The following is a 24,955-nucleotide window of genomic DNA, read 5'->3' as shown; positions in this document are numbered from 1 at the left end:
GAATAGTGCGGCCTGAAACGCAGTCATCGCCATTTTGAAGATGCCCACTTCAATCATGAGCGTTTTTATGGACGCCGAATTCAGGTGGCTTGTCGGGCTCGGTGCAGGCCCGGGCAACTGACGGACATGTGACCCACACAACCATCAATCGGCCATCAATTTCGCTATCCGGCGCTCATCGCGCGCGTTACTTTTCGAGAGCGCGACGCTTCCCTTCGGTGGCCGAACGCCGGTGCTCACGAAAGTCTTGGTCGACTTCGCGCTATGTGCCGTCTCCCAAGTGACCGGTGGGCAGAGTTCATTCACAGCTTTTATAAATGTGTCAGGATGCCAGTAGACGCGGCCGCCGATTTGGACAGACGGTGGAATAGCCCCCTCGGCGCGCCAGTTTTCGATGGTGCGCACCGACACGGAAAATATGGCGGCAACATCCTGACGCGTCAGCAGCTTGAAGGGGGCTTGAGCCTCCGACTGGGGGTTGGAAGGCGCGGATTCGGGAAGCGCTGATTCAGACATGCGCACATCTCACAAAAGTTGTTGATGCGATGTGTAGGAAGTGCTTTCTTTTAGGTACCGCCCGGCCTTTAGCCCAAGACGCATGCGTCACTGGCGCTGGTCATCGTGAACGGGGCATCACCTCGAGTTTCGCGACGCACTCGGGACCAAGCGCTCGGTGACGCACGCTCCCGCGGAGCATTTGCCCATCGGCCCATAGGGAGGGATGAGCCGAAATGCCTGCCCACGGCACGGGCAGGTATGTGTCATGTTGAGCGTGACTCAGAGCCGGCGCCGCAAACCCCAACGCGGATGGTGCGCCCCGCCCCGTGCTGCCCGGCGCCCTGGACCCGCCAACATATCCAATGTCAGTCGGCGGGAACACGAGCAGCCCGGTCGCTACACGAGCATCAAGCAATGATGGTGCTGCACCGGGATGCGTGAATTTTGGCCGCAAAACAGGCAGCAAGTTGCAAGTCGAAACAGCTGAACGAGCCACGCATTAGTCCGGCCATCTTCAGCTTTGGGCGGAGGGGCAGTCTCAGGGAGCGCCGATAGTGGACCCAAGGCAAACCCCTTGAGCGGCCGAACTCCCCCGGGTTGGTTCCGGTTGCGCCTGCCGCCCTATGGGCTTGGATAAACGTCTTTCGCTGGACTCGGATTCGGACTTGATGAGCCGTGGGGTTCCAAATCTGTGCCAAATCTGTTCCAATTGGTACTTCGCTCAGTTGCGTGCATCTGCGCGAAAGTACGAAGTAAGATGTAGCTTTGTGGCCTAAAAGGGCTGCAAAACGCCCGTTTTGACCATCTGAGGCCATTCGGGACGTAGAGGCCGAAGGTTCGAATCCTCTCACCCCGATCAGATTTCTCCAATGAAATCGATGGTCTGTCTTAGTTAACCTCGAGATCTTCCGGCGTTTTGCCCGACTCAAGTGCGGCCAGGTACCACCGCGGTCGTTTGCCGTGGCCGGTCCATGTATTACCCGCTTCATCGCGGTACCGAATAACGCCCGCCGGCTTCTTCGCCATCTTCTTGCGCTTCTTCTTCGCAACGACTTTGCCGGCCGTCTCGGCAGCCTTGGTGCCTCGTCTCGAGAAGCCAAGGTCGGCGGCCGTAAGGCCGTAGTGCGCAATCGCCTCTTTAATTCGCTCAATAACACCGATTGCTTCTTTGGCCTTAACGGCCTCGACTTCCTTTTGCAGCTTGGCAATCTGGGCATTCAATTGCGTGAGGGTTTTCGCCATCGTCAATTCCTTTGTTAGAAAAGGGGCAGAGCATAGCTCAGTCTTGCCGCAGCTGCGCTCAATGAGATGAAGCAGGACGAGCCAAATAACATTTCTGTCTTCAAAGGACCTGACTCAATCCAGGGCAAGGCCATCTGCATATTTTTTCCCTTTTATCACTGGACGACTGCCCTATGCGCGACCGAATTGGGCGGCTCCATTGCGCGGGCCCTGGACTGACAATGTGGAAGTTCACCGGTGATTCCCGGAGTTTTCATTGATGCACCGCTCTGATTGGCAGGGTTACTTCTAGGGTGTAGCGTGACAAACGCGAAAAAAGCGAGAATACTTGTAACCATGCGCATGCGCTTTTCACGCTTCCTGCCGGTGTTGATGGCGACCTTCTGTGCTGCCGTGGCGGCACAGGGCGGGGACTCCACGCCCAAGGGGGCTGCCGCTGATGGCGATCTGATTTTCAGGCTGCGCATGGAGGCCATTGCGTATGAGCACGGCGAAGGCGTGCCGCGCGACCCTGTTCTGGCCAGTGCCCTGTACTGCAAGGGCGCACGCCTGGGCGACGCCCAGGCGCAATACAACCTGGGATGGATGTACGCCAACGGGCGCGGGCTGGAACGCAGCGACCAGGTGGCCGCTTTCTTTTTTCAATTGGCCGCCGAGCAGGGGCTTGAAGCCGCGCAGCGCATGCTGAAGATAGTGGGCGCTCCCACCGGCGAGGTGCCCGACTGCATGCATGATCCCGCACTGCCGCCCGCTACGCCTGCGGCGCAGCCGAGCGTGGATTACCGGACAATTGCCCCGCGGAAAATTTTTGATCTGGTGACGAAAATGGCTCCTCAGTACCAGGTGGAGCCGCAGTTGGCACTGGCCATCATCGCCGCGGAATCCAACTTCAACAGCCTGGCACTATCGCCCAAAAACGCCCAGGGGCTGATGCAACTCATCCCGCAAACGAGCGTGCGCTTCAACGTAAAAAATCCCTATGACCCGGTGCAGAATATTCGGGGTGGTCTGACCTACCTGCGCTGGTTGCTCGCCTATTTTCGGGGCGACGTGGCATTGGTCGCCGCTGCCTACAATGCAGGCGAAGGCACGGTCGAACGCTATCGGGGGTTCCGCCATACCTGGAAACCCAGGCTTATGTGCAGCGCATACTCAAGTCGGTCGGCGCCTCGGCCCACCCGTTTGACGAAACAGTGACCCGGCCTTCTCCCTCATTGCCTTAATCTGAAAAAAATAGACGGTGACAGCGATTACAGTTTGCGACAAGGTCAACGGCCTCAGCGGTTTTGATGGCTTTACGATCGGGAACCCGATCTACCCTGGAGAGAATTTGTCGATACCCTGCAATCGGGTGGGGCACATGGAGATTTGGAGAATGCCCCTCGTTTTTGACCTCCATGAATGAAAAATTCGCACACACCAATCACTTCAATCGCAAAAAGGCTTTTGCATCAAACGCTTCGAAGGGCATTTTCCTTCTTCCCGCGAGCCCTGCGGTTTACGGTGTACCGGTCGTTTGTTGATTGCGACCCCCATCCCGACAACCGACTGGTTCTCAAGATTGCAGAAACCAGGGAAGAACTGGAGGCGTGCTTCCGGCTCCTTCATGACGCCTATGTTGGCAGCGGCTTCATGCAGCCCGACCCATCGGGCATGCGCGTTACCATTTACCACGCGTTACCTACGACAACCACGCTATGCGCCAAGTTCGACGGCATGGTTGTCGGGACCATTTCGCTGATCCGTGAAAGTGTTTTCGGCTTCCCCTTGCAGTCGATTTTTGACCTGGAAGAGATTCGCGAACACAAAGGCAGGATCGCTGAAGTATCAGCGCTGGCAGTGCACCCGAAGTTCAGGAACACGGGGGGAACCATCCTGTTTCCGTTGATGAAATTCATGTATGAATACTGCACCACTTTGTTCGACACCCGGCACCTTGTGATTGCCGTCAATCCCAACCGGATTGAAATGTACGAGTCTCTCCTGTTCTTTGAAAGATTGAAGGAAAACCCGGTTGACCATTACGACTTCGCCAATGGAGCGCCGGCGGTGGGCGCCTGCGTCGACCTGCGCCTGGCGCCTGGAATTTTCAAGCGGGTGTACGGGAAAAAGCCAAGACGCAAGAATCTTTATCGGTATTTCCTGCGCACCAGGCTGCCCAACATCAAGATGCCGAGCCGGCGCTACTTCACAACCAATGATCCGGTGATCACGCCGGATTTACTCGATTATTTTTTCAACCAATGCACTCCCACTTTTCAAAATCTGAGTGAAAGGGAAAAGGGGTTGCTGCATTCCATCTACAACCTCCCGGAATATAAACAGGTACTACCGACCACTTTTTCGGAGTCAGACTTCCGGCTTCGCCACCGCAAGCATCAACGGTATTCACTCAAATGCCCCGGCAGCTTCTCTGTCACTGGCCCTGAAAAAACGGACGTCTACGATCTGCAGGTGGTAGAGCTTTCCGAGCATGGCTTTCTGGCGCATTCCAGGGTGCCCCTACCCTCCAACATTTGGGGTGAGGCCGCCATTCTGTTGGGGCAAGAAGAAAAGTCGGTGACCCAGGCCATGGTCGTGCGCGGTAAACACAAGGGGCTTCGCGGCTTCTATGGATTCACACTAATAGAGCCCGACCTTCCCTGGCGAAAATTTGTCGGTGTGTTGAAGTCCGGCATGACCCACGAAGACCTGGACAACGCCAGCCGATTTTTGGCAGACTGAGTGGCCCGGCCCTTGGGGTCAATCGGACTTGCCCCGTTGCAACAACTGCTGAATAAACCTGGAAGGGATGGCGTAGCTGATTCCCGATGGATGAGTCAGTGCGGATTCCCGGGTTCCTTTGATGAACACCATGTTCACGATACCCAGCACGTCGCCCGTGTCTGGATCGAACAAGGGGCCGCCGCTGTTACCGGGGTATGCCGTGCCATCGAGCTGAAAAATATCAAAATCGCCGCCAGAGCGCAGGCTGCGGATTGTTTTTTCATTGAGTTGCCGAGCCGAAGGCGTCGGCATGGCCGCCGCGACAATGGACGACACCATGCCGCGGTGCGTGACTGGTGAAAAACCCAGCGCCCCCCCGATGGGGAAACCCATGAACGCGACGGCTTTTCCTTCCTGAACAGCTGTTGAGTCTCCCATACGCAGCGCCGGCACCGCCGGCCCTTCAATACGCAGCATGGCCAAGTCATGAACCGCATCAATTTCGAGCACCTTTGCGGGCCTCATCTGCCATTGGTTTTGGTCTACCCTGACCTGGACCACCAAGGCCGCGTCGAAATCTTTTTCCTCCGGAGGTTGGAGGACATGGGCGTTGGTGATCACCAGATTGCTGCTGCCCGCATCCCCGGCGGCCGCCACGAAACCGGTACCTCGGAGCGTGAATCGCGGATTATTCGTAGCCTTATAGGTTCCCACGATCACCACGGACGGTTTTACCCTGGCAATGGTGCTGATCATGTCGGCCCGCGAGAGCCCGGTCAGCAGGAGGCCGGCAAGAAAAAGAAAAAACACTCTGCACTTCATCTTTCGCTCCCCAATGGTTTGGTTGGATGCCACCCCTCGCGCAACTCCCTTATACACAAACCGCGCGACAGGTCAAACCCTGACGCTCAGCGGACAACCTGATCCGCATTCATCGCGGCCTTGCCATTCTTCGGGAAGTAGCGCATGTAAGCCTTGCGGGTCAGGTGCGGAACGATCAGATACCAGGGCATTCGCAGATAGTGGGAACGGATATACAACAGCCAGCGCGCAAGGTTGCTCCCAGGCTCGTCACAGCTCGGGTGCAGCGGCTGCAAAGCTCGGTTGAGCAGTGCAGACATCAGCTGGCGGGTGATCCAGTTCGGCCGGATGTCCTGCAGCGCCTGGGCCGACTCCTGCGGTGCACGGGTGCCAAAGAGGCGCTGGGTATGGTGCAAGGCGTGAAACAGCGGCTCGCCCAGTCCCAGATCCCGGGCTCTGGCAAACAGCGCGCCCCAGAACCCCGCGTCCGTGCCGAAATGCAGCAGTAAATCGTTGATATCGAGCAAATCGCGCAGACCATGACTGAATTCACCTTCCTGGAACAAATGAACGGCACTGTGAAGCACCATGTCCACGGGTGCCAGGACGTACACCCCCTCCCAGCCGTCAATCGCCACCGCGCACTCCAGCAACCGGGCGCCGTCGACCTTGAAGCGCGAGGTTGGCGGCGTGATGGTGTGGTGGACATCGATCACCGTGCCGCGCTGCACATGCGTCATGGGCGGTATCTCATGCATCCACTCGCGGTAATAACGCTGGTTGTAGGCATCCCGCTCTTCGCTGATCCAGCCGTGTCGAAAAAGTGCACCCTCTACTTCTGGCAAACACTCCTTCTTGACCATGATGTCGATGTCCGAAAACAATCGACCATGCCGGGGCGGTAGCCCTGCGACGAAGTACGCCGCGCCCTTCAGCATGACGACGGGTGTATCGACGCCCATCAGCGCGCGACGAATGCAGAGCGTCTCCCATTGCACTTCATGGTGCTGGCGCTCGATCAGTCTCAGCGCGCCTTCAAGGTACTGGCGCGGCTGCTTTGGGACTGTCACCAGCCAGTGATGATCCGCATAGTGCCGTGCGAGGCGACCCAGCAAACGGGCCTGTCTCGCCTGGCCCAGAACAGTTTCCCACTTTGACAGAGTCCATGCGGGTTGCTCGTTTGGTTGCGCCCACACTTGCGCAAGCAGACTCCTCATGCCGATCTTCCCTCTGCAAGCTTGTCAAACACCGACACGGCATCGTCAAGCCGGCTGTATGTGAAGTCGTAGCAATCGCTTGCCGAGACAACATCGGCGAGCATTTCAAAGCCAGCCAGTCCAAGCACTGTGTAGTTGAACGCATTGCGCCCCAACTCCAGCATGCTATTGGCTTTTGAGCGTGCAGTCAGTTCAGCTCCCGCATCAGGAACATACTTCGGAAATATGACCCAGCCCGCCCGAGCCTGATCATTCAACCGATTGACATGGGAAACGGGAACCTTCATATGGCTGACCGATCCCTTGGAAGTGTCATGCGTTACCCGGTTCAGGACGGCGCCCGGCACAAACTGCCTGATGACGTCCAAGGATTCGTTTTTCAGGCTGATGGGTCGGCCCAGCGGCACTATCAAACCATCCGTCAGCGAAATCAGGGTCAGCTCATCCGACAGCAGCCGCCAGCCCCGGCTAACGAGGCCTGCGCAAAGCGTACTTTTTCCCGAGCCTGGGGGCGCCGGCATGATGGCGGCCAAGCCCTTTTTTTCGATCACCGCGGCATGCAGACAAAGATACTGGTGCGCTTGCGTGGATATGCACCAGTTCATTGCCCATTCAAGCAGGGGAAAAGCATGGTCAACGGGCAGGGGAGCAAATGGAGACTGGCCATCATAGGTAAATTTCACCTGCGGCCGCCACCAGCGCCGCAAGCCGCGGCTGCGAGCCAGGGTCACCGTGAAGTCAACAAACTCATGATCGTCAGCCAGAGGGTAATCTGAATAAAGCGCAGCCAAACCTTCAGCCACAGACTGAATTCCTGAGACGATCCTGAAATTGAAGGGGCCCGTTCGAATGGTGAGCCCCCCGCCGCCAAGTCGACGACTAACTTCGACTGGGCTTAGGTCCGACAAGGTCATTGCAGTGTTGACTCGATCAAACCCGTCGTAGCCAGCCGCTCCAAAACGCCGCGCACCGCATTTGACAGTTCATGATCGTTGGTAACCGTCAACTCGCTGGCGATTCGCGATACCAACTGGTCAATGCAGCCTGCACAAGCCTCGACGGCCAGGAGCGTCGCGGCAGTGAGTGTGTCCATCTGATGGGTCTGCCCGGAGCCAGCGTCGAACACCACCCACTCATCACCCCAGCATCTCCAGTGAAGTGATGCAAGTTCGTTGAGATGCCAGACTATAGACAATGGACTGCTTGTTCGCCAATCAATGAATGAAAAATGGATCCTCGGCCTATCATCATTTACGGCGTATGGTTCTCCATGTATGTTTTGAAAAACGTCAATGCATCCTGGTATGTCTTGGATCCGGAGCCGGCATTGTAAAACGCCAAAACTTGATCGCCGGAGTATGGAAAGTTAAAACTATGTGAAAGTGCGTTCAGCCAAGCACATATCCAGTGAAACTCATCGGTATTCGAGAACTTGCCTCCGACACCTGGGGACATCACCTCAAAGAGCGTCGGTGGACTGCCGTCAGGATTCAGCAAAGTGCTCGCCCGGAAAATGTCCCGGCACAATGCATTGGGGTCGGTGGGCCACTGACGTTTTGGCACCAGTTGCCCTTTGGAATCCGTAGTCGTTTGCCCCCACCACCCCGGGCTGTAGCCACCACACGTCTCACTGGTTGTCGTTGTCGAATGCACGCCGGAGAACATGCCGGAGACGCTGCATTGATGCTTGCCATCAAATGTCAGGAGGCTCTGACCCGCCAGGGTCTGGATAGGCACCGTAGCCGCCAGAACGGCCGATCCCTTGCCCAAGCTCTTGAGCAACATGTGGCGACGGGCAACGGCTTGCGGTGACAGCGCTTGTGCTTCTGTCTCTACTTCGTCTTGATCTGTCGATTTCGTCTTTTCAATGGCCATTTAGATTTCCTTGCCACACCAGGTGGCCGCCCAAGCGTCACCGAAAACGTATTCCATAACCCTGCACTTTAATTAATGTGTAGCATATTTCGTGCCTCACGCTCGCCCCCCTTGATTCATATAGTTATTTTAGGAATAACTCTTGGGAATCGAAACAATTGTAAAAATAATCGACACTCTTACAAGCCTTTCAGCAGCATTGCCACTTCCGCCTGCGCCGTGAACGTATCGCCCAGCTTGCCCAACTCCTCCAGTTCCTTCCTGGCCAGATCCTTGTTGCCCGCCTTGATATTGATTTTCGCCAGATTCAGTTTGAACGCGGTATTTCCCGGCTGTAGGGCCAGCGCCTTGTTTTGAAGCTCCAGCGCCTTTGCATAGTTGCCCTTGTCCGCCAGCAACATGGCCAGGGTGTCCATGAAGGCCGGCTGATTGGGCGCCAGCACGTTTGCCTTCTCGGCGTAGCCGATGGCATCGTCCTTGTTAAGCTTGGCGCTCACCCATGCCAGATTGTTATAGGCGCCGGCATTGTTCGGCTGCAATTTGACGATGGCCGCAAAGTGCTGGCTGGCGCCTGCGTAGTCCTTGAGCGCAATGGCCCGGTCACCCAGATAAAACAGGAAAGCAACGTCCCTGGGGTTGTCCTTCTGCCAGGTGGATGAAAGCCTGTCTGCTTCTGCGCCTTTTCCGGATGCCAGCAAAACGGAATGCAGCTTGACGGCCAATTCGGGCGAATTCACCTGCTTCAACCCGGCGCGGTAAGCCGTCGCAGCGCCATCCCAGTTTTTCTGCGAGGCATCAATGTCGCCTTCCAGCACATAACCAACGGCTTCTCGGGGCCGTTGCTTTTGCACGGTACGCGCCACGTCCAGCGCAGCTTGTGTCCTCTTTCCATCCAGATCAAGCACGATCAGCACGCGTTGCGCCTCAAGAAAATCCGGCTTGATCTCCAGCGCTTTTTGCAGGCTCTGTGCTGCAGCATCCTTGTTCTTCTCTGCCATGTGCACGCCCGCCAGGCGCATGAACGGCTGCGGCGACAGCGGCTGCATGTCGGCCAGTTTGTTGTAGGTGGTTACGGCCTGATTGAGTTCACCCGACGCCTGCTGCGTGCGGCCCAGCGCATCGAGTATCTCAGGACTGTCCGGCAATGCGGCAACGGCATTTTGGGCTACCGATGAAGCCTGTTTGACGTCTTTATTGCGCAGATAGAAGTCAATCAGCAGCAGACGTGGCGTTGCCTGGGTAGGGTCGGCCGTCACTGCATTACCCAAAAGCTTGGCGACTTCATCCGGTTTGGCTCCCGACGCTCCCGCCAGTTCGGCCAACGCGACCCAAGCCTGGCCACTCTTGGGGTTCTTCTGCAAAACCGCCTCGAACCGCTTTTTGGCGTCGTCAGGTTTTTTGTCGGCAACGTCCAGACCGGCCAGACTGGCGACTGCCGGAAAGTAGTTCGGGTCTATCGTCAAGGCCCGTTCAAAGCTTTTTCGTGCACCCGCGGTGTCTCGCATGGCCTGCAGCGTTCTGCCCTGCAGGAATGCGGCCAGGGGTTTGTCAGGCTGCTTTTTCTCAAGACCGTCGATGGCCTTCAATGCCTTGTCATACTCTTGGCGCCGCAGGTGTGCGCTGATCAAGGCCAGGTCCGCCGTGGTACCCGGGTCGGAGACGGCAATATTTTGCAATTCCGCAAATGCAGTGTCTGTGGAGCCTTGCATCAAATGGGTCAGCGCCACGGCGGTCCGCTTCCTGCCATCCTTGGGTGCTTGCTGTACCGCTTTCTCGAAGTAGTCCTGCGCCTGTTTAAGATCGCCATTTTGCAGATAGACGTCGCCGGCCACCGAAAGCAGTTCGGGATCGGTGGTGTCCGGCTTCAACGCGGGAAGCAAAGTCGTCATCGCCTTGGCCGGCTGCCCGGAGCGCAGATAGGTCACCACCAGCAGGCGACGAGCCAGGGCCAGGTTAGGCGCAGCCTGCAGGGCGCGGCTCAAATAGTCCTGCGCTGCAGGCAATGCATTCAGTTGAAGCTCCACGGCACCGGCCAATTGCAAGACCTGGATATTCGCGGGCGCGGCCGCCAACACCTGCTGCGTCAAGTTCCGCGCCGATTTGAAATCTTTTTTCTGAAAGGCCAGTTGAGCCTCCAGGTATTTGGTCTGTGGCTGATTCGGCGCCAACTTTTTCAATGCCTCGATCTGCTTGTCTGCTTCCGCCATCTTGCCTTGCTGCAACAAGGTCGTGACCAGGGCCGCATGGCCGGCCAGAAAATCCGGCTTGATTTCCAGGGATTTCCGGTAAGCCGCCACAGCCTCGTCATCCTGCTTTTTGGCATACAACAAAATATCGCCCTTGAGCTTCCATGCCTCGAAACTCCTGGGCGATTTGGCAAGCACATCGTCCACCATGGCCAGTGCCCCATCGAAATCGCCCCGGCGCGCCTTTTCCCCTGCCTCGGCGACAAGCGCCGGCGCGTAGCCGGGCGCAGCCGCCAGCGCGGCATGTAGAGCCGCTTGTGCGAGGTCGGGTTTGTCCTGCATGGCATAGGCGGAAGCCAGCGTCATCTGCAGGCTTGCCTTGGCCTGCGGCGCACCCAGTACCGTACCGGAGAACTCATCGGTTATTTTTTTGGCCTGCCCCTGAGCGAGCATGGACTGTGCCAATGGCGGAATCACCGCTGTTTGCGGATATTTCAAGTCCAGCGCCTTGCGCAATTCGGTTTCCGCACCCACAGGATCGCCACTCTCGAGCAGCGTGGTGCCCAGCAAAAAACGCGCCTCCGGCAAGTTCGGATCACTCTGCAGCGCATTTTTGATCTGGATAACCGCCGCCTTGCGATCGTTCTTTGCCAAATACTCTTTGGCAGACACGATCATCGCTTCAGGCTTTTGACCGCAGCCAGCAAGCGCCAGCGCAACCAGCAGTGCCGGCACTGTCATGCATCTACAGGGTTTTCCGGAAGTCATTGTTAACACCCTTAAAGTGGATTCAGAAAATTCAGGTTGTGGTTTCAAGCTACTTCAAACCCAGCCGGTACATCAAGTCGTAAAGTGTAGGCCGCGTCACTCCCAGCAATTCAGCCGCCTTGGCCATGTTGCCATTGACGCGGCCCAAAGCTGCAATGATCGCCTGCTTGTCTGCATTGTCACGAATATTGCGCAGATCCAGTGATGTGTCGATTTCATCGGCTACGGAGTCTGCCAGGCCGATATCTTCACTGGAGATCTGACTGCCTTCTGCCATGATGACGGCACGCTTGATGCAATTTTCAAGTTCGCGGATGTTGCCGGGCCACGAATATTGCTCAATCGCCCTGACGGCGTCTTCACGAAGCGTCATGGCGGAGCGCTTTTGCTCCTGTGCAAAGCGTCGCACGAAAGCATGCGCCAGCAGTGCCGCGTCCCCCACGCGGGCACGCAGCGGCGGGATTTTGACCACGATCTCGGCCAGCCGGTAATACAGGTCCTCGCGGAATCGGCTCTCCTTGGCGAGCGCATTCAAATCCTGGTGGGTGGCGCAAACGATCCGCACATCCACCGGTATTTCCTGCCGGCCGCCCACGCGTTCTATGGTTCTTTCCTGCAAAAACCGCAGCAGCTTGGCCTGCAACGAAAACGGCAGATCGCCGATTTCGTCCAGCATCAGCGTGCCGCCATGGGCCATTTCAATTTTACCCAGCGTCGTTTTTGATGCACCGGTAAACGCGCCCTTCTCATACCCGAACAACTCGCTTTCCAGCAGGTTTTCCGGTATGGCAGCGCAGTTGATGGCCACAAATTTTTCCGCGCGCCGTGGCGACGACTGGTGCAGCCCGCGCGCCAGCAATTCCTTGCCGGTGCCACTTTCACCGAGCAGCATGACGGTGGCGTTGCTGCTCGCCACTTTTTCGATGGTGCGGCAGATGCGCAGCACCTCCGGGTCGCGCGTCATCAGGCCCGACAGGGCGTCGGGCTGGTACATGCCCTGCAGGCGCCGATTTTCGCTTTGCAGCTCAAACAATTTGAAGGCCCGCTCCACCGTCAGGTTGAGCAACTCGGGCTCGAACGGCTTCGCCAGGAAATCGTAAGCACCCATGGCCACGGCACGCAAGGCATTCGCCTGGTCGTTTTGCCCGGTCAGGACAATCACCTTGATGTCCGGGTCAAAAGCCATGACCTGCTCCAGTAGCCTGAACCCCTCGGAGACCGAGTCTGCATCCGGCGGCAGGCCCAGGTCCATCGTCAGCACCGCGGGCGCACTTTTGCGCAGTTGCTGCAGCGCGCTTTCCCGGTCATGGGCCGTCACCGACTCAAAGCGGTCCAGCGACCATTTGATCTGCTTCTGCAGTGACAGGTCGTCCTCCACAATCAGCAACGAACGTGTTTTTTCCGAGGTCATGAAGTTTCCAGCAAATGAAGGCCCGACTCGTTCCGGGTTTCAAACAGGGGTAACAGTATGGTGATGGTGGTGCCACGCCCCAGTTCGCTGCCAACCTCGATGCGCCCCCCCAATTCCTGCACATACTGAAAACTTTCATACGCGCCTATCCCCATGCCAGATTGCTTGGTGGTCTGAAATGGCTTGAACAACCGCTCGCGAACGAAATCCTGCGACATGCCCGCTCCCGTATCCTTCACCACCACCTTTGCCTGACCGCTCACACGCTCCAGCGTCAGCCAGACCCGGCCGTTTGCGTCCGTGGCATCCAAGGCGTTTTGCACCACATGGCCGATCACGCGCTCGAGTCGCTCTTCATGGCCGCGAGTGACAACCTGGCCGTCCAGCTGGAGTTCGAGCTTTCTGCCCCGCCCCGCCGCAACCGCCTCGATACGCTCAATGATGGCGCCCAGATTCACCCCGACAGCAGTCCCGGGCGGGGTCGCTCCTTCGCGCAACTGCATCATCATCTGCCGCATCTTGTCCAGTGAGTTCTCGACCGTCGTCAACATGTCCTGCTGGAACTCGGGGTTATGACTCAATCGTTTGGCATTCTTCATCATCAACGAGAGCTGCGTCACGATATTTTTCAGATCGTGCACCACAAAAGCCGACATGCGGTTGAAGGCGTCAAATTTCTGCACCTCCAGCAGCGCTTCGGTCGCCTGCATCTGCGCCAGGAAGCTGGCCGCCTGCCGACCTGCTGTTTTCAGCAGATCATTGACTTCCCAGTTCACGTCCACGCGCGTGCGCGCGCTGGCCAGCACCACAAAACCAATCAGCTGCTCGCCCGCCATCAACGGCACGACCAGCCATGCATGCGCCAGCTCCTGCAGCCAGGTCGGCAGCTTCAATTGCCCATAACGGCGAGAATAAGAGCGGTACTCTTCGAGGTTGATCACCCAGCCGCTGGTCGCCATGAATTGGCACAGCGGCGAGTCGACACCCTCGACTTCCACCGTCTGTGCCAGGTTCCAGCGCGCGGTCTGCTGGAACCCGCTACCGCCACGCGCTCTCAGCCACAAACCGCCAGCGGGACTCTCCAGCATGTTCGCCAGACCCCGAATCACCTGCTGGCCCATCTCCTGCGGCGAATTCTGGGCCGACAGGGTGCGCGTAAATTTCAGCCACTCCTCACGGTAGTCAAAACGATAGCGAAAAAAATGCTTGCTCAAAAATACCCGCAGCTTGGCACGCATCGCGCCCGACAAGCCCAGAAACAGCAGGACCATCAGTGCAAAAAACATCAGGCCCAACTGGAGCGCACGCCCCCAATCGCCGCCGAAGTAGCGGATGTAGTAACCGACCGCCGAAATGAATGTCAGATACAGGCCGGCCATCAGCAGCGTGGCGGTCTGGAAAGCCGCTCTGGGCGACATATGGATTTTGGAAATCCAGTCGCGGCGCCGCGCCATGGACAGCAGCAGCAGCGGAACGACCAGGGTATGCACAGCGCCACGAATACTGAGGGCGTCGGTGTCCAGGCGGTTGAATAAAACCGCTTCGGAGAACACATACAAATCAAACAAAAATGCGCTGAACAAGCCCAGGCACAAGGGTTTGATATTCCAGCGCGAGTCTTCCGTCACATTGCGGAACACCTGCTCCAGCAAGACCAGCGCAAACACCGGCGAGACCATCTCGCCAAACAGGATCCAGCGTGAGGTCTGGCCAAAAACGCTGACATGCAAGGTGCTGAGCAGCAGCGCCAGCAACCCGAAGCACACCACCGCCACGGCAACCGGTGCCATCCAGCGCATGCTGGCTGGTTTGCCGATCGCGCCGGCGCCATTGGCGCCGTTTGCGCCCAGCAAAATCAACAAAAATGCATACCAGCAGCCGTACCTGGCAATGTCCGCCAGAATGCTGAAAAACAGCAAGGCTGGCATGCCCGTCCACAAGAACGCCAGCCCCAACCAGCCCCACAGCGCGCTCGACGTGATCGCCGCCAGGATCGTTGTTTTGGACCAGTCGCGCAGCGAACGCAAATAGCCGGTCTGAAGCAGCCACAGGGCAAAGCCCGTGTAAGCCAGCCCGACCAGGCCATAGCTCCATGCGGTCAGGACGAGGTTGTCGCTGTCCATGGTGCTACTGGGCGCCCTTGCCCATCAGAACCACGCCCACCGTTTCAAACAGCACCACGAGATCAAGAAACAGGGAGTGGTTTTTAACGTAGTAGAGGTCGTACTGCAATTTTTCGACCGCGTCTTCAACTGAGGCTCCATAGTGGTAGCGCACCTGCGCCCATCCCGTCACGCCAGGCTTGACGCTCTGGCGCACCGCAAAATACGGTATCTCCTGAGTCAGCTTGTCCACAAAAAACGGCCGCTCCGGGCGGGGGCCGACCAGACTCATGTCGCCCCTGAGAACATTAAAGAGCTGCGGCAACTCGTCGATGCGGACCTTGCGCAACCACCGGCCCACCCGTGTGACCCGACTGTCGGTCGCCGAGGCCCATACCGGCTTCCCGTCTTTCTCGGCGTCGGTGCGCATGCTGCGAAGTTTCACCACGCTAAAAAGTCGCCCGTTCAGCCCCACGCGCTCCTGCCGATACAAGATCGGACCAGCGCTCTCGAGTCTGATCAAAACCGCGGCCACCAGCAGGATCGGGGAGGCGACCACCGTCAATACAGAGGCACACACGATGTCAAAGAGGCGTTTGGTGATGGTGCGCATCACGCCCTGGTCAAATCCTTCGCCAAAAATCAGCCATCCAGCAGATACCGAATCGAGCCTGATCTGGCCCAGTGTCATTTCAAAGTAGGTGGCAGTGTCAACCACCCGCACCCCCTGCAGCTTGCAGTCAAGCAGTTCGCGCATCGGCATGCTGCCACCCCGGCGCTCGGTCAGGGCCACCACGATCTCATCGACCCGCGCCTGCTGCACGACATCGGTCAATGATTTGTCGCGCGGCAAAACCGCCCAGCCCGAGACTTCGGTCACAACCTCGTTGGGGCTGGCATAGTAGCCCACCAGATCGACGTTGGGGTCCGACTTTTTCAGGGTCTGGCCGACCAGTCTGGCGCCCTTGCCCGAGCCGTAAATCAGTACCCGCTGGCGTATCAGTGCACGCGGTCCGATATGCGTCGCATAGATACGGTGCATCAGCATGATGATCAACCCGCCCAACAGAACCAGCATGAACACCTTGCCGTTTTGCAGCTTCACCGGGGAGAGATGAAAAATGCCGTAAGACAGGGGCAGCGCCAGGAGCAGCACAATCGCTCCGCGAGCGCTCGTCTGGCTCACCGTGCGGCTATGCACCCGATCGTACAGTCCGAGGCTCGAATTGATCAGCAAGATCGCGAGCGCGAACAAGACCGCTGTGGTCCACAGGATGGATACGACCGGCTGGTTACCCACGCCAGCCACTTGGTACAGGATGGCAACCACCACGGTAAACGACACCAGACCCAGGTCGAGAAGGATGTGGAAAAACGTACGTTTATGAAAATAACAATTGAAAATTTTTATCATGCTCAAGCTCCCCATCGCCAAGCCAGGCCGCAGGCGCGGCCCTTATCCTGACTTACGCCCAGAGCCGTGCCGCAGCACCGCGGTAACAGGTGGCCAAAACGCCCATGTTACCCACCATTACAAGCACGACCAAGATGTCCGGGATCATTCGAGGTCTTGCGTTGCCTGGATGGCATAGATCGCCATCAAAAAGAAAAGAAAAGCCACGCGCGGCACATCCATCAAGCTGCTCACCGCGCCCAGCAACAGCGCCCCACACAACGAAGCGGCCAAGTACGGCGACAGCGGCAACAAGCGCCCCCGGCCCGTTGTCAGGCGCCCAACCGCATAGACCAGCAGCGCCGCCAAAATCAGCAAACCCGCCAACCCCCGCTCAACCAGCACCTCAAGAAAAAGATTGTCCAGATGCCAAGGCAGGAAATAAGCCTGGGCCGCAGGAAACCAGTGCGCCATCCCTTGGGTGAAGCTGCCGTTTTCAAGCAACTCCTTGCCCAGTGATCCGATCAAGTGGACATTGTCAACATCCACAGCCCCTCCGGCATTGCCGACCGACAGCGAAAACAGGCGCAAGCGTGATGCATTCCGCGTTTTTGCCGTCAACGTCGAGCCCTGTAATGGCAGTGTCAGCGCTTGCCATTCGGTTGCACCCGGGGAAACCCTAATGTAGGCAGCCTGGCAACGCCCGTCAAACAGCAAATGCCGCTCGCACAATTCCAGATAGAGATCGGCTTCATGCGTGACTCTCACATTCAGCCGAACCCAGTGCGGGCCGCTGGACGCCGCACTGACACGCTGCGTCAACGCGTACAGGCCGCCCAAATCCGGCCGGGTCGCGGGACCGCTGATGGTCACAAAATCATGGGGACGCTCACCCGGCCCCCGTTCCTCGTGCCACTTGATGCTGCCCGAGAATTCACCGTTGGGCACATGCTCCGCATAGTTGGCGGGCAATCGCCCAAGCCCCTTGCCCAGCCACCATTGAGCGGGCCCCTCCAGCAGGCCAACGCCATGGCGCCAATGCGCGAGCCGGCCCGTCAGGTCGCGGTCGGTACTGTTCAGGCGCTGTGACATGAAGGAACCGCCGCCAACGGCCAGCACCTCGACCGCCAGCGCCAGCACCAGCAGCAAACCTGCCCTGCCGCGCCAGCTCCCAAGCCCGTGCCGTCGCCACGCACTGGTCAAAAACACCCGCAGTTCGAACCCGGACCTTTGCGCCCGCAGCAGCAAGCCCAGCAGCACCAGCGAGCCCGCCACCGCAAAATAAACGCCACGGGAAAACGTGGTCGAACAGGCGTACGCCACGACCAGGGCCAGCGCCGCAGCACCCGCCCAAGGCAGGGGGCGACGCGCGGCGACCAGCGCCCACACCACAAAGGGCGACGTCAACGCCAGGTAGGCATCGATCGCCGCGCCGCCCACATGCATTTCCCAAAACAGGGCAACGGTACGGTAGTGCTCCGAAAAATCGAACAAACCGGGAAACGCCGCCCGCTCCCATACCACCGCCAGCGCAACCACAGTCAATCCCAGCACCACTCCGGTGGCCAGGCGCTGGTCAGCCAACACCCTGGCGCGGGCAAGCTCTTGCTGCAGCAAGGGGATCAGCAGCAGCGCAAAGCCCAGGCTCTTGAAGATGCGCAAGCTGTTCAACGGATCGGTATAGCCGGCGAACCAGCCAAAAGAAAACCCGCCCGCGTCGGCAAATCCGCGCAGCAATGCCAGCAAGCCGGACGCGGCCAGCAAAACCGTGATCCCCAAAAACACAGGCGGCAATCTTTTCAACCCGGGGGTGGCGTCAGCGTAGAAAGACCACGCCAGCCGGACATAGCCGCCGGCCAGCGTCCCCAACAGCAGGATGTCGAATTCCTCAAAAACCAGCCACCCGGTCCAGGGCGAGAAGTTCAAAAAGGGCAGACAGGCAGGCACCACCAGCAGCCAGATCCCCGGGCGGCACGCGACCACGAGACACCACAGCGCAAAAATAGCCAGCAGCGCGCCGGGCCACAACGGGTGATGCCAGGCCAGCGCCGCTCCGGCAGCCCCGCTGATCAGGGCCATCAGCAGGCTAGCCAGTGCCTTCAGCAATCCGCCTTGCGATGGGTTGGGTGGGTGGCCAACTAGCAAAGCGGCACGGTCCTAGACCAGCACTTCAAGACAGGCAGGATGCCCCAAAAACCCCTGCGGACTGGCACTGGCGCCATAGGCGCCCGACTGGAACACCACCACCAGATCTCCAGCCTGCGCCACCGGCAGCGTCATTCGGTCGGCCAGCAGATCGAGCGGCGTGCACAAGGGCCCGACCACCGACGCTGTTTCGCGCTCCCGCGCATCGGCCCGGTTGCCAACCGTGACCGGGTAGTTTTTGCGCACCACCTGGCCAAAATTGCCGGATGCCGCCAGATGGTGATGCAGCCCGCCGTCGGCCACCAGATAGACCTGGCCGCGCGAGACCTTACGGTCCACCACACGGGTCACGTAAACACCCGCCTCGCCCACCAGGTAGCGGCCCAGCTCGATCACCAACGAGGCATCCGGCAGTTCTGCCTGCGCGCGCTGCGCCAGCCGCGCCAGGTTGTCGCCGATGGGCGCCAGGTCCAGTGGCTGTTCACCGGGGAAATACGGTATGCCAAAACCGCCGCCCAGATTCAGAAAGCGCACCGGCGCCGGCGCCTGCTGCGCCAGCCGCAGCGCCAGCTCGTAGGACTTTTGCTGCGCCTCGCAGATCGACTCCGCACGCAGGTTCTGCGAGCCGGCAAAGAGATGGAAACCTTCGAAAGCCAGCCCAGCCCGGGCGATGCTGACCAGCAGCGCAGGAATCTGCTCGACGTCCACGCCGAACTGCTTGGGGCCACCCCCCATTTTCATGCCCGAGCCCTTGAGCTCAAAGTCCGGGTTGACCCGCACCGCCACCCGCGCCGGCAAGCCCAACTGGCTGCAAATGGCCTGAAGCACGGCGACTTCACGAAACGATTCCAGATTGATCAGCACGCGCGACGCCACCGCCTGGCGCAATTCGGCATCGCGCTTGCCCGGCCCGGCAAAGCTGATCTCGTGCGGCTTGGTACCGGCATCCAGCGCTACCTTCAATTCACCGGCCGACGCGACGTCGACGCCATCGACCAGACCAGCCATCAGCCCCACCACGGCGGGCATGGGGTTGGCCTTCATCGCATAGTGCAGCTTGACCGTCGGGGGTAACACATGGCGCAGCGTGGCAACCCGTTCGCGCAACAGCGCGCGGTCATAGGCATAAAAAGGAGTCTGCCCCACCCGCGCCGCGAGCAATGACAAACACTCGCCGCCGACCACCAGCTCGCCACCGCGCACGGCGAACTGGTTCATGGGGGCATGGACGGGCAGTTGGCGTTCAGTGACAGACATGGATTGACCTCGCCTTTGAATGATGTTCAGTGCCCATGGCGCTCGGCCCAGTCAGCCGCCAGCAACTTACGGTCTATCTTGCCGTTCGGATTGCGCGGCAGCGGCCCGGCAACGATCTCTATGCCCGCTGGCACCATGTAGGCGGGCATCCGGGCGCGGCATTCGGATATCAAGTCATTTATGGCCACAGCCCTTTCCCCGACTACGCATGTAGCTATCACATGTATAGCATGTCCAAGGCTGGGATGCTCCACGCCAAAGGCCGCGCACTCGCCCACCAATTTCGTGGCGTACAAAACTTCTTCCACTTCGGTGGGGCTGACCCGATAGCCCGAGGTTTTCATCATCTCGTCGCGCCGGCCGATGAAATACAAAAACCCCTCGGCGTCCTGGCGTACCGTGTCGCCCGAAAAAACGGCGTATTCAGGCAACTGCAGGCCCGGCTGCCGCCCTGGCGCGTCCACCGGCACCAGCTTGTAGCGCTCCGCCGTCTTTTCGGCGTCGTTCCAGTAACCCAGGCCCACCAGCGCACCGCGGTGCACCAGCTCACCGGGCTCGTCCGGCGCGCAGGGCGAACCATCGTCGCGCAGCACCAAAATTTCGGCATTCGGAATTGCCTTGCCGATCGAATCCGGACGCCGGTCCACCTCGGTGGGCGGAAGGTAGGTGGAGCGAAATGCCTCGGTCAATCCGTACATCAAAAACGGCTGGGCCTGGGGCACGCGTTGGCGCAGCAGGTTCAGCGTCTCGCGCGGCATGCGGCCACCGGTATTCGCGAAATAGCGCAAATTCTGCGCGATGGCGGCCGGCCATTCGAGCTGGGTCAGCTGGATATACAGCGGTGGCACGGCCGTCAGGCCCGTGACTTTTTCGCGCTCCATCGCCTTGAGCACATCGCGCGGCAGCAGGTAGTTGAGCAAGACCACGCGCGCACCGGCGTGAAACGCCGTCGTAAGCTGGCTGAACCCCGCATCGAACGACAGGGGCAGCGCCGCCAGCAGCACGTCCTGCGGCCGGTTATCCAGGTATGACGCCACGCTTTTGGCGCCGGCCACCATGTTGCGGTGCGAGAGCATCACGCCCTTGGGTCTGCCGGTACTGCCCGAGGTGTAAAGAATGGCGACCATGTCCGAGTCAATCACCCGGTGCCCGTGCCGCGCGGGGCTGCCGAGCAAATCCGTCCACGAGGTCAACGCCAGGTGGCCGGCAGGGGCTCGGCCTGCCGGCGACGCACCCGCCGCCGCGGCGGTGACCACCACGTGCTTCAAATCAGGGCATTCCGCTAACACCTCCCGCAGCAACGCCAACCTCTCGGGCGAAGTCACCAGCACGCGCACGTTGCAATCGCGCAGGATGAAAGCCACCTGTTCCGGCTTGAGCAGCGGATTGACCGGTACAAAAACGGCCCCGGCCGCCGGCGCGCCAAAACTGGCGATGACGGTCTCGAAACGCTTTTCAAGATAGATCGCAACGCGCTCGCCGCGTGCCAGGCCAAGCCCCATCAAACCCGCGGCGAACCGGCTGACCTGGGCGGCCAGTTCCGCATAACTCAGCGAAGCAGTACCACTGGTGAGTGCGATTGCTCGTGGCGTTCGCCCGGCCGCGCCGGCAATCAGTTCGTGCAGGAGTGTGGATTCGGTCATGGGAAAGCAATCAAAGCCATGTCAATTCATCAAAGAACAGGCGGCCACCCAATGCCCGCCCTGCTCCGCCGGCTTTTGCCCCCTAAAATCGTCAAATTGCCAATCGGGTCCCATCAGCCAGTACGGAGTTTTAATTGAACATATCACATGAAGTCTTGCGCGTTCTGGACGAAGTATTGAGCCTGAATGGCCGCTCGGCCAGCTTCACGCGCGACACACCGCTGCTCGGCGCCATCCCAGAGCTCGATTCCATGGCGGTCGTCACGCTCATCACCACGCTCGAAGAGCAGTTGGGCCTGGTGGTTGACGATGACGACATCGACGGCTCGACCTTTGCCACGGTCGGCTCGTTGACCGACTTCGTCAGCGGCAAACTCGCCGCCTGAACGCACGCCACCCCATGCCGGACCAGCCCCAGGCTTTTTTCCTTCCTGCCGGGGCGGCGCAAACCACGCCAAACAATCAGCGGTTTTGCATTTTCTATCCGGCTGAGGTCGGCCCAGGCAGCGGCGCCGCGCGCGGTTTGGTGCTCTATATCCACCCCTTTGCCGAAGAGATGAACAAGGCGCGTCGCATGGCCGCCCTGCAGGCGCGTGCATTGGCGCAGGCCGGTTACGCGGTGCTGCAGATCGACCTGCTCGGCTGCGGCGACAGCTCTGGCGACTTTGGCGACGCCAGCTGGCAAGACTGGGTTAACGATGTGCTGCAAGGCTGCCGCTGGCTGCGCCAGCGCAGTAAGGCCCCGAGCGCCGATACAGGCCAGGTACCGCTGTGGCTCTGGGGCCTGCGCGCAGGCTGCCTGCTGGCGGTGGAGGCGGCCAGGCAGCTTGGCGAGCCCTGCAATTTCCTATTCTGGCAACCACCCGCCACCGGCAAACCGCTGCTGCAACAGTTTTTGCGCCTCAAGGTGGCCGGCGACATGCTGGGCGGCGAGGGCAAAGGCATCATGGCAGGCATGCGCCAGCAGTTGAATTCAGGTGCGTCCGTCGAAGTGGCTGGCTATCTGCTGTCGCCCGGGATCGCCACCGGGCTGGAACAGGCCTCCCTGCAGCCACCTGCCTACCCTGCCGCGGCTCAGCGCCTGGAATGGCTGGAACTCTCCACCCGTGAAGACGCTGGCCTGAGCCCCGTTTCTGCGCAAGCCATCAGCCAATGGGAACAAGCCGGCTACACCGCCCGCAGCCAGATCGTGAGTGGCCCCGCGTTCTGGCAAACAACCGAGATCGAGGACGCCCCGGCGCTGATTGCGGCCACCATGGCGGCTCTCTCCGGCTTGCCCGCATGAACTACACCGAAGAGGCCACACTCTTCGCCTGCGAAGGCGACACGCTGGTGGGCATTCTCTCCAGGCCAGAACTGCCGGAGCAAACCGGTGTCGTCGTCATCGTGGGCGGCCCGCAATACCGCGCCGGCAGCCACCGGCAGTTTGTCTTGCTGTCGCGCGCACTGGCCGCCGCCGGCTATCCGGTGCTGCGCTTTGACTATCGGGGTATGGGCGACAGCACCGGCACCCAGCGCGATTTCGAGGCCGTGAGTGCCGACATTGCCGCCGCCATCGAGGCGCTGAAACAGCGCGTGCCCGCCGTCAGGCAAGTGGCGCTGTGGGGCCTGTGTGACGGCGCATCGGCCGCGCTGCTCTACTGGCACGAAACCAGTGACCCGCGCATCAGCGGCCTGTGCCTGCTCAACCCCTGGGTGCGCTCGGAAGCCAGCCTGGCGCGCACTCAAGTCAAGCACTACTACCGCCAGCGCTTGATGCAAAAGGAGTTTTGGCTGAAACTCATGCGTGGCCGGGTCGCTTTGGGCGCTGTCAGTGGCCTGATACAGAAAATCCAATTGGCCAACACCACCGCTGACAAACGTGCCTCCAAAACCAGGCAAGCTCTTTTTCAGCATCGCATGGCGGCCGCCTGGCATGGATTCAACGGGCACCTGCTACTGCTCTTGAGCGGGGACGACTACACAGCGAAGGAATTTGTGGAATATGCCGGCGCAGACCCAGTCTGGAAAAATTACCAGAACCACGCCGGCTTGCTGTGCCGCGAAATTGACGGCGCCGATCACACCTGCTCCACTCCGAATGCTAGCGAGATGGTGGAGACCTACACTCTTGCATGGCTCACCGGTCAATCCAAAGGGAATCAAAATGGCACTCCATGAAACAACGCAGTTCGGCCGCCTATCCAATGCCGCCAGTTTGCTCATCGGTTCGGCGGTTTTTCTGCTTGGCGCTCTCGGGGCTACCGGCGCATTGGCTCAATCTGAAGCGAGTAGCTGCGGCTCTCTCGACAACGCCTACGGCCCCTACGACTACCGTACAGACGAAGACAAGATTGCCATCGTCTTGAAGTACCATTTCACTCCAGCCGTAGAAGCCCTGGTTCGTGGCTCTACCAGCAAACAGCCGGGTGGTGACATTGATTACACGCTACGAGCCGCTCCCAACAACCCCCGCGCGCTCATGGCGATGATGCGTTTGGGTGAAAAAGAAAAAACACCACAACCGAGCGGCTCAAGCTATCCCGTCGAATGCTGGTTTGATCGCGCCGTGCGGTTCCGCCCGGACGATGTCATTGTTCGCATGATCTACTCCACATACCTCAACAAGCAGGGCCGTCGCGCCGACGCTATCAAGGAGCTGGGAGTTGCCACCACCTACGCCAAAGACAATGCGTTTACCCACTACAACATCGGCCTGCATTACTTCGACCTGAAAGACTATGACCACGCGCTGGTCGAGGCGCATAAGGCAATGACTCTCGGATTCCCACAGACCGCCCTGCGCGACAAGTTGCAGAGTGTTGGCAAATGGACCGAGCCCGCAAGGTGACCCATCGCCGGTAAGGCGAAAGAGGGCAGGCAAGGCCTCGGCGTCGAATACGTACGCCTTGTCGAACTTGCCGCAACACATGCCGTATTGACAATCGAGCATCGATCGCCCCAAACCGCATGGCCACCAGAGCGGCCTGGAGCGGTAAAATCAAGACGCTATCTTATTCATAGCAAAATCACCAGTTGATACAAGTGCTACCGCCATTTTTCAAATAAATTTTCGGCGGCGTCCGAAATTCGGCGATGCCACTTCGCCGGCCTGGCAGTCCGGTTTTGCTAACGCGGCGGTTCACAGTAGTCTTTTGTTAGAGAAGCGGAATCAGGCAGCTTGGTAAGTTCGGTGTCGCTGAGTCCGGAAAGAGCAGCGACAACAGCGCCTATCTCAGCGTTCGTGAGTGTCGATGAACTTGACACTTAGAGTCGCTGCGTTTTGTTAAGCATTTGATTCATTTGAATATTTTTCCGTGGTGCGAAATATGCTTCAGTAATAAAACCGCCAATTCGGTGGCCCAGTCTCTGCCCGGAGGGCTCGCATGGCCGTTCATTGGAAATCTTCTGCCTCCCGCATCACCGCACTTGTCAGCTTGCTTGTTTTGTCGCATTGCGGGCGACCGCCGCGCCGTTCTTCCTAAATACCGGCAACCCGGACGGTTTAATGGCCACCGCATCCTGTCCTGCCAGCATGGGATTAAAAATCGATACGGCGTTGGACTCCCACGATAGCCTTTTGCCCAACCTAAGCTTTATAGCGAGCACCCCTAGGGTTTTGTCCATACTCGGAAGCGTCCAAGGGATGCCATACTTCGCCTCACACAGTTGAACTTCCTATGCCTATTGCCCCTTTGAGGCAGCCATGAAGAAGTAGTCGGCAGAGGATAT

General features: G+C 59.2%; 21 protein-coding genes. 6 read left to right on the top strand and 15 right to left on the bottom strand.

Going from position 1 to position 24,955, the window contains the following annotated elements; genetic code table 11:
- Positions 1-144: 144 nt before the first annotated feature.
- Positions 145-516 (bottom strand): helix-turn-helix transcriptional regulator, encoded by a 372-nt coding sequence (locus EUB48_RS04320; RefSeq protein ID WP_142817775.1) that lies wholly within the window; start codon positions 514-516, stop codon positions 145-147.
- Positions 517-1,386: 870 nt separating this feature from the next.
- Entirely contained in the window at positions 1,387-1,740 is a 354-nt protein-coding gene (locus tag EUB48_RS04315) for an H-NS histone family protein (RefSeq protein ID WP_142817774.1), read from the bottom strand.
- A gap of 336 nt (positions 1,741-2,076) precedes the next feature.
- Between EUB48_RS04315 and EUB48_RS04310 the strand changes: the two genes are divergently transcribed.
- Entirely contained in the window at positions 2,077-2,937 is an 861-nt protein-coding gene (locus EUB48_RS04310; RefSeq protein WP_244618328.1) for a transglycosylase SLT domain-containing protein, read from the top strand.
- A gap of 204 nt (positions 2,938-3,141) precedes the next feature.
- Positions 3,142-4,464 (top strand): N-acyl amino acid synthase FeeM domain-containing protein, encoded by a 1,323-nt coding sequence (locus tag EUB48_RS04305; protein WP_142817773.1) that lies wholly within the window; start codon positions 3,142-3,144, stop codon positions 4,462-4,464.
- 18 nt (positions 4,465-4,482) lie between these two features.
- Here the strand turns inward: EUB48_RS04305 and EUB48_RS04300 are convergent, their stop codons facing one another.
- From EUB48_RS04300 to EUB48_RS04245, 12 genes are all read right to left on the bottom strand, one after another.
- Entirely contained in the window at positions 4,483-5,268 is a 786-nt protein-coding gene (locus tag EUB48_RS04300; RefSeq protein WP_142817772.1) for a S1C family serine protease, read from the bottom strand.
- Positions 5,269-5,354: 86 nt separating this feature from the next.
- Positions 5,355-6,464, bottom strand: a complete 1,110-nt coding sequence (locus EUB48_RS04295) for a nucleotidyltransferase domain-containing protein (protein WP_142817771.1) — start codon at positions 6,462-6,464, stop codon at positions 5,355-5,357.
- A complete protein-coding gene (locus tag EUB48_RS04290) occupies positions 6,461-7,378 on the bottom strand; it encodes an HprK-related kinase A (RefSeq protein WP_142817770.1) in 918 nt (305 codons plus the stop codon). Before EUB48_RS04290 ends, EUB48_RS04295 begins: the two co-directional genes overlap by 4 nt.
- Positions 7,375-7,659 (bottom strand): HPr-rel-A system PqqD family peptide chaperone, encoded by a 285-nt coding sequence (locus EUB48_RS21815; RefSeq protein WP_274595964.1) that lies wholly within the window; start codon positions 7,657-7,659, stop codon positions 7,375-7,377. Before EUB48_RS21815 ends, EUB48_RS04290 begins: the two co-directional genes overlap by 4 nt.
- Positions 7,660-7,715: 56 nt before the next feature.
- Positions 7,716-8,339, bottom strand: coding sequence for a hypothetical protein (locus EUB48_RS04280; RefSeq protein WP_142817768.1), 624 nt, complete (start codon positions 8,337-8,339; stop codon positions 7,716-7,718).
- Positions 8,340-8,518: 179 nt separating this feature from the next.
- Entirely contained in the window at positions 8,519-11,266 is a 2,748-nt protein-coding gene (gene prsT / locus EUB48_RS04275; RefSeq protein WP_244618325.1) for an XrtA/PEP-CTERM system TPR-repeat protein PrsT, read from the bottom strand.
- Positions 11,267-11,342: 76 nt separating this feature from the next.
- A complete protein-coding gene (gene prsR / locus EUB48_RS04270) occupies positions 11,343-12,704 on the bottom strand; it encodes a PEP-CTERM-box response regulator transcription factor (protein WP_142817767.1) in 1,362 nt (453 codons plus the stop codon).
- Positions 12,701-14,827, bottom strand: a complete 2,127-nt coding sequence (gene prsK / locus EUB48_RS04265) for an XrtA/PEP-CTERM system histidine kinase PrsK (protein WP_142817766.1) — start codon at positions 14,825-14,827, stop codon at positions 12,701-12,703. The genes prsR and prsK overlap by 4 nt, the downstream gene beginning before the upstream one ends.
- 4 nt (positions 14,828-14,831) lie before the next feature.
- Positions 14,832-16,235, bottom strand: a complete 1,404-nt coding sequence (locus EUB48_RS04260) for a TIGR03013 family XrtA/PEP-CTERM system glycosyltransferase (protein ID WP_274595970.1) — start codon at positions 16,233-16,235, stop codon at positions 14,832-14,834.
- Between the two features lie 129 nt (positions 16,236-16,364).
- A complete protein-coding gene (locus EUB48_RS04255) occupies positions 16,365-17,963 on the bottom strand; it encodes a hypothetical protein (protein WP_142817765.1) in 1,599 nt (532 codons plus the stop codon).
- Between the two features lie 393 nt (positions 17,964-18,356).
- On the bottom strand, positions 18,357-19,601 hold the full coding sequence (locus EUB48_RS04250) for a pyridoxal-dependent decarboxylase, exosortase A system-associated (RefSeq protein WP_142817764.1): 1,245 nt from the start codon (positions 19,599-19,601) through the stop codon (positions 18,357-18,359).
- A gap of 26 nt (positions 19,602-19,627) precedes the next feature.
- Positions 19,628-21,244, bottom strand: a complete 1,617-nt coding sequence (locus EUB48_RS04245) for an acyl-CoA ligase (AMP-forming), exosortase A system-associated (RefSeq protein ID WP_142817763.1) — start codon at positions 21,242-21,244, stop codon at positions 19,628-19,630.
- A 134-nt stretch (positions 21,245-21,378) separates the two neighbouring features.
- Here EUB48_RS04245 and EUB48_RS04240 point away from each other — a divergent pair, with 134 nt between their 5' ends.
- The 4 genes from EUB48_RS04240 to EUB48_RS04225 are packed head-to-tail and all read left to right on the top strand — an operon-like array spanning position 21,379 to position 24,074.
- On the top strand, positions 21,379-21,630 hold the full coding sequence (locus EUB48_RS04240) for a phosphopantetheine-binding protein (protein ID WP_142817762.1): 252 nt from the start codon (positions 21,379-21,381) through the stop codon (positions 21,628-21,630).
- 14 nt (positions 21,631-21,644) lie between these two features.
- A complete protein-coding gene (locus EUB48_RS04235) occupies positions 21,645-22,529 on the top strand; it encodes a hydrolase 2, exosortase A system-associated (protein ID WP_142817761.1) in 885 nt (294 codons plus the stop codon).
- Positions 22,526-23,404 (top strand): hydrolase 1, exosortase A system-associated, encoded by an 879-nt coding sequence (locus tag EUB48_RS04230; protein WP_142817760.1) that lies wholly within the window; start codon positions 22,526-22,528, stop codon positions 23,402-23,404. The genes EUB48_RS04235 and EUB48_RS04230 overlap by 4 nt, the downstream gene beginning before the upstream one ends.
- A complete protein-coding gene (locus EUB48_RS04225; protein ID WP_142817759.1) occupies positions 23,391-24,074 on the top strand; it encodes a hypothetical protein in 684 nt (227 codons plus the stop codon). Before EUB48_RS04230 ends, EUB48_RS04225 begins: the two co-directional genes overlap by 14 nt.
- Before the next feature lie 581 nt (positions 24,075-24,655).
- Here EUB48_RS04225 and EUB48_RS04220 read toward each other — a convergent pair.
- A complete protein-coding gene (locus EUB48_RS04220) occupies positions 24,656-24,850 on the bottom strand; it encodes a hypothetical protein (protein ID WP_142817758.1) in 195 nt (64 codons plus the stop codon).
- Between the last annotated feature and the right edge of the window lie 105 nt (positions 24,851-24,955).

The sequence above is a fragment of the Rhodoferax sediminis genome, assembly GCF_006970865.1.
In the GTDB taxonomy this organism is placed as follows: domain Bacteria; phylum Pseudomonadota; class Gammaproteobacteria; order Burkholderiales; family Burkholderiaceae_C; genus Rhodoferax_A; species Rhodoferax_A sediminis.
This window is presented reverse-complemented; position numbering and strand designations above follow the sequence as displayed.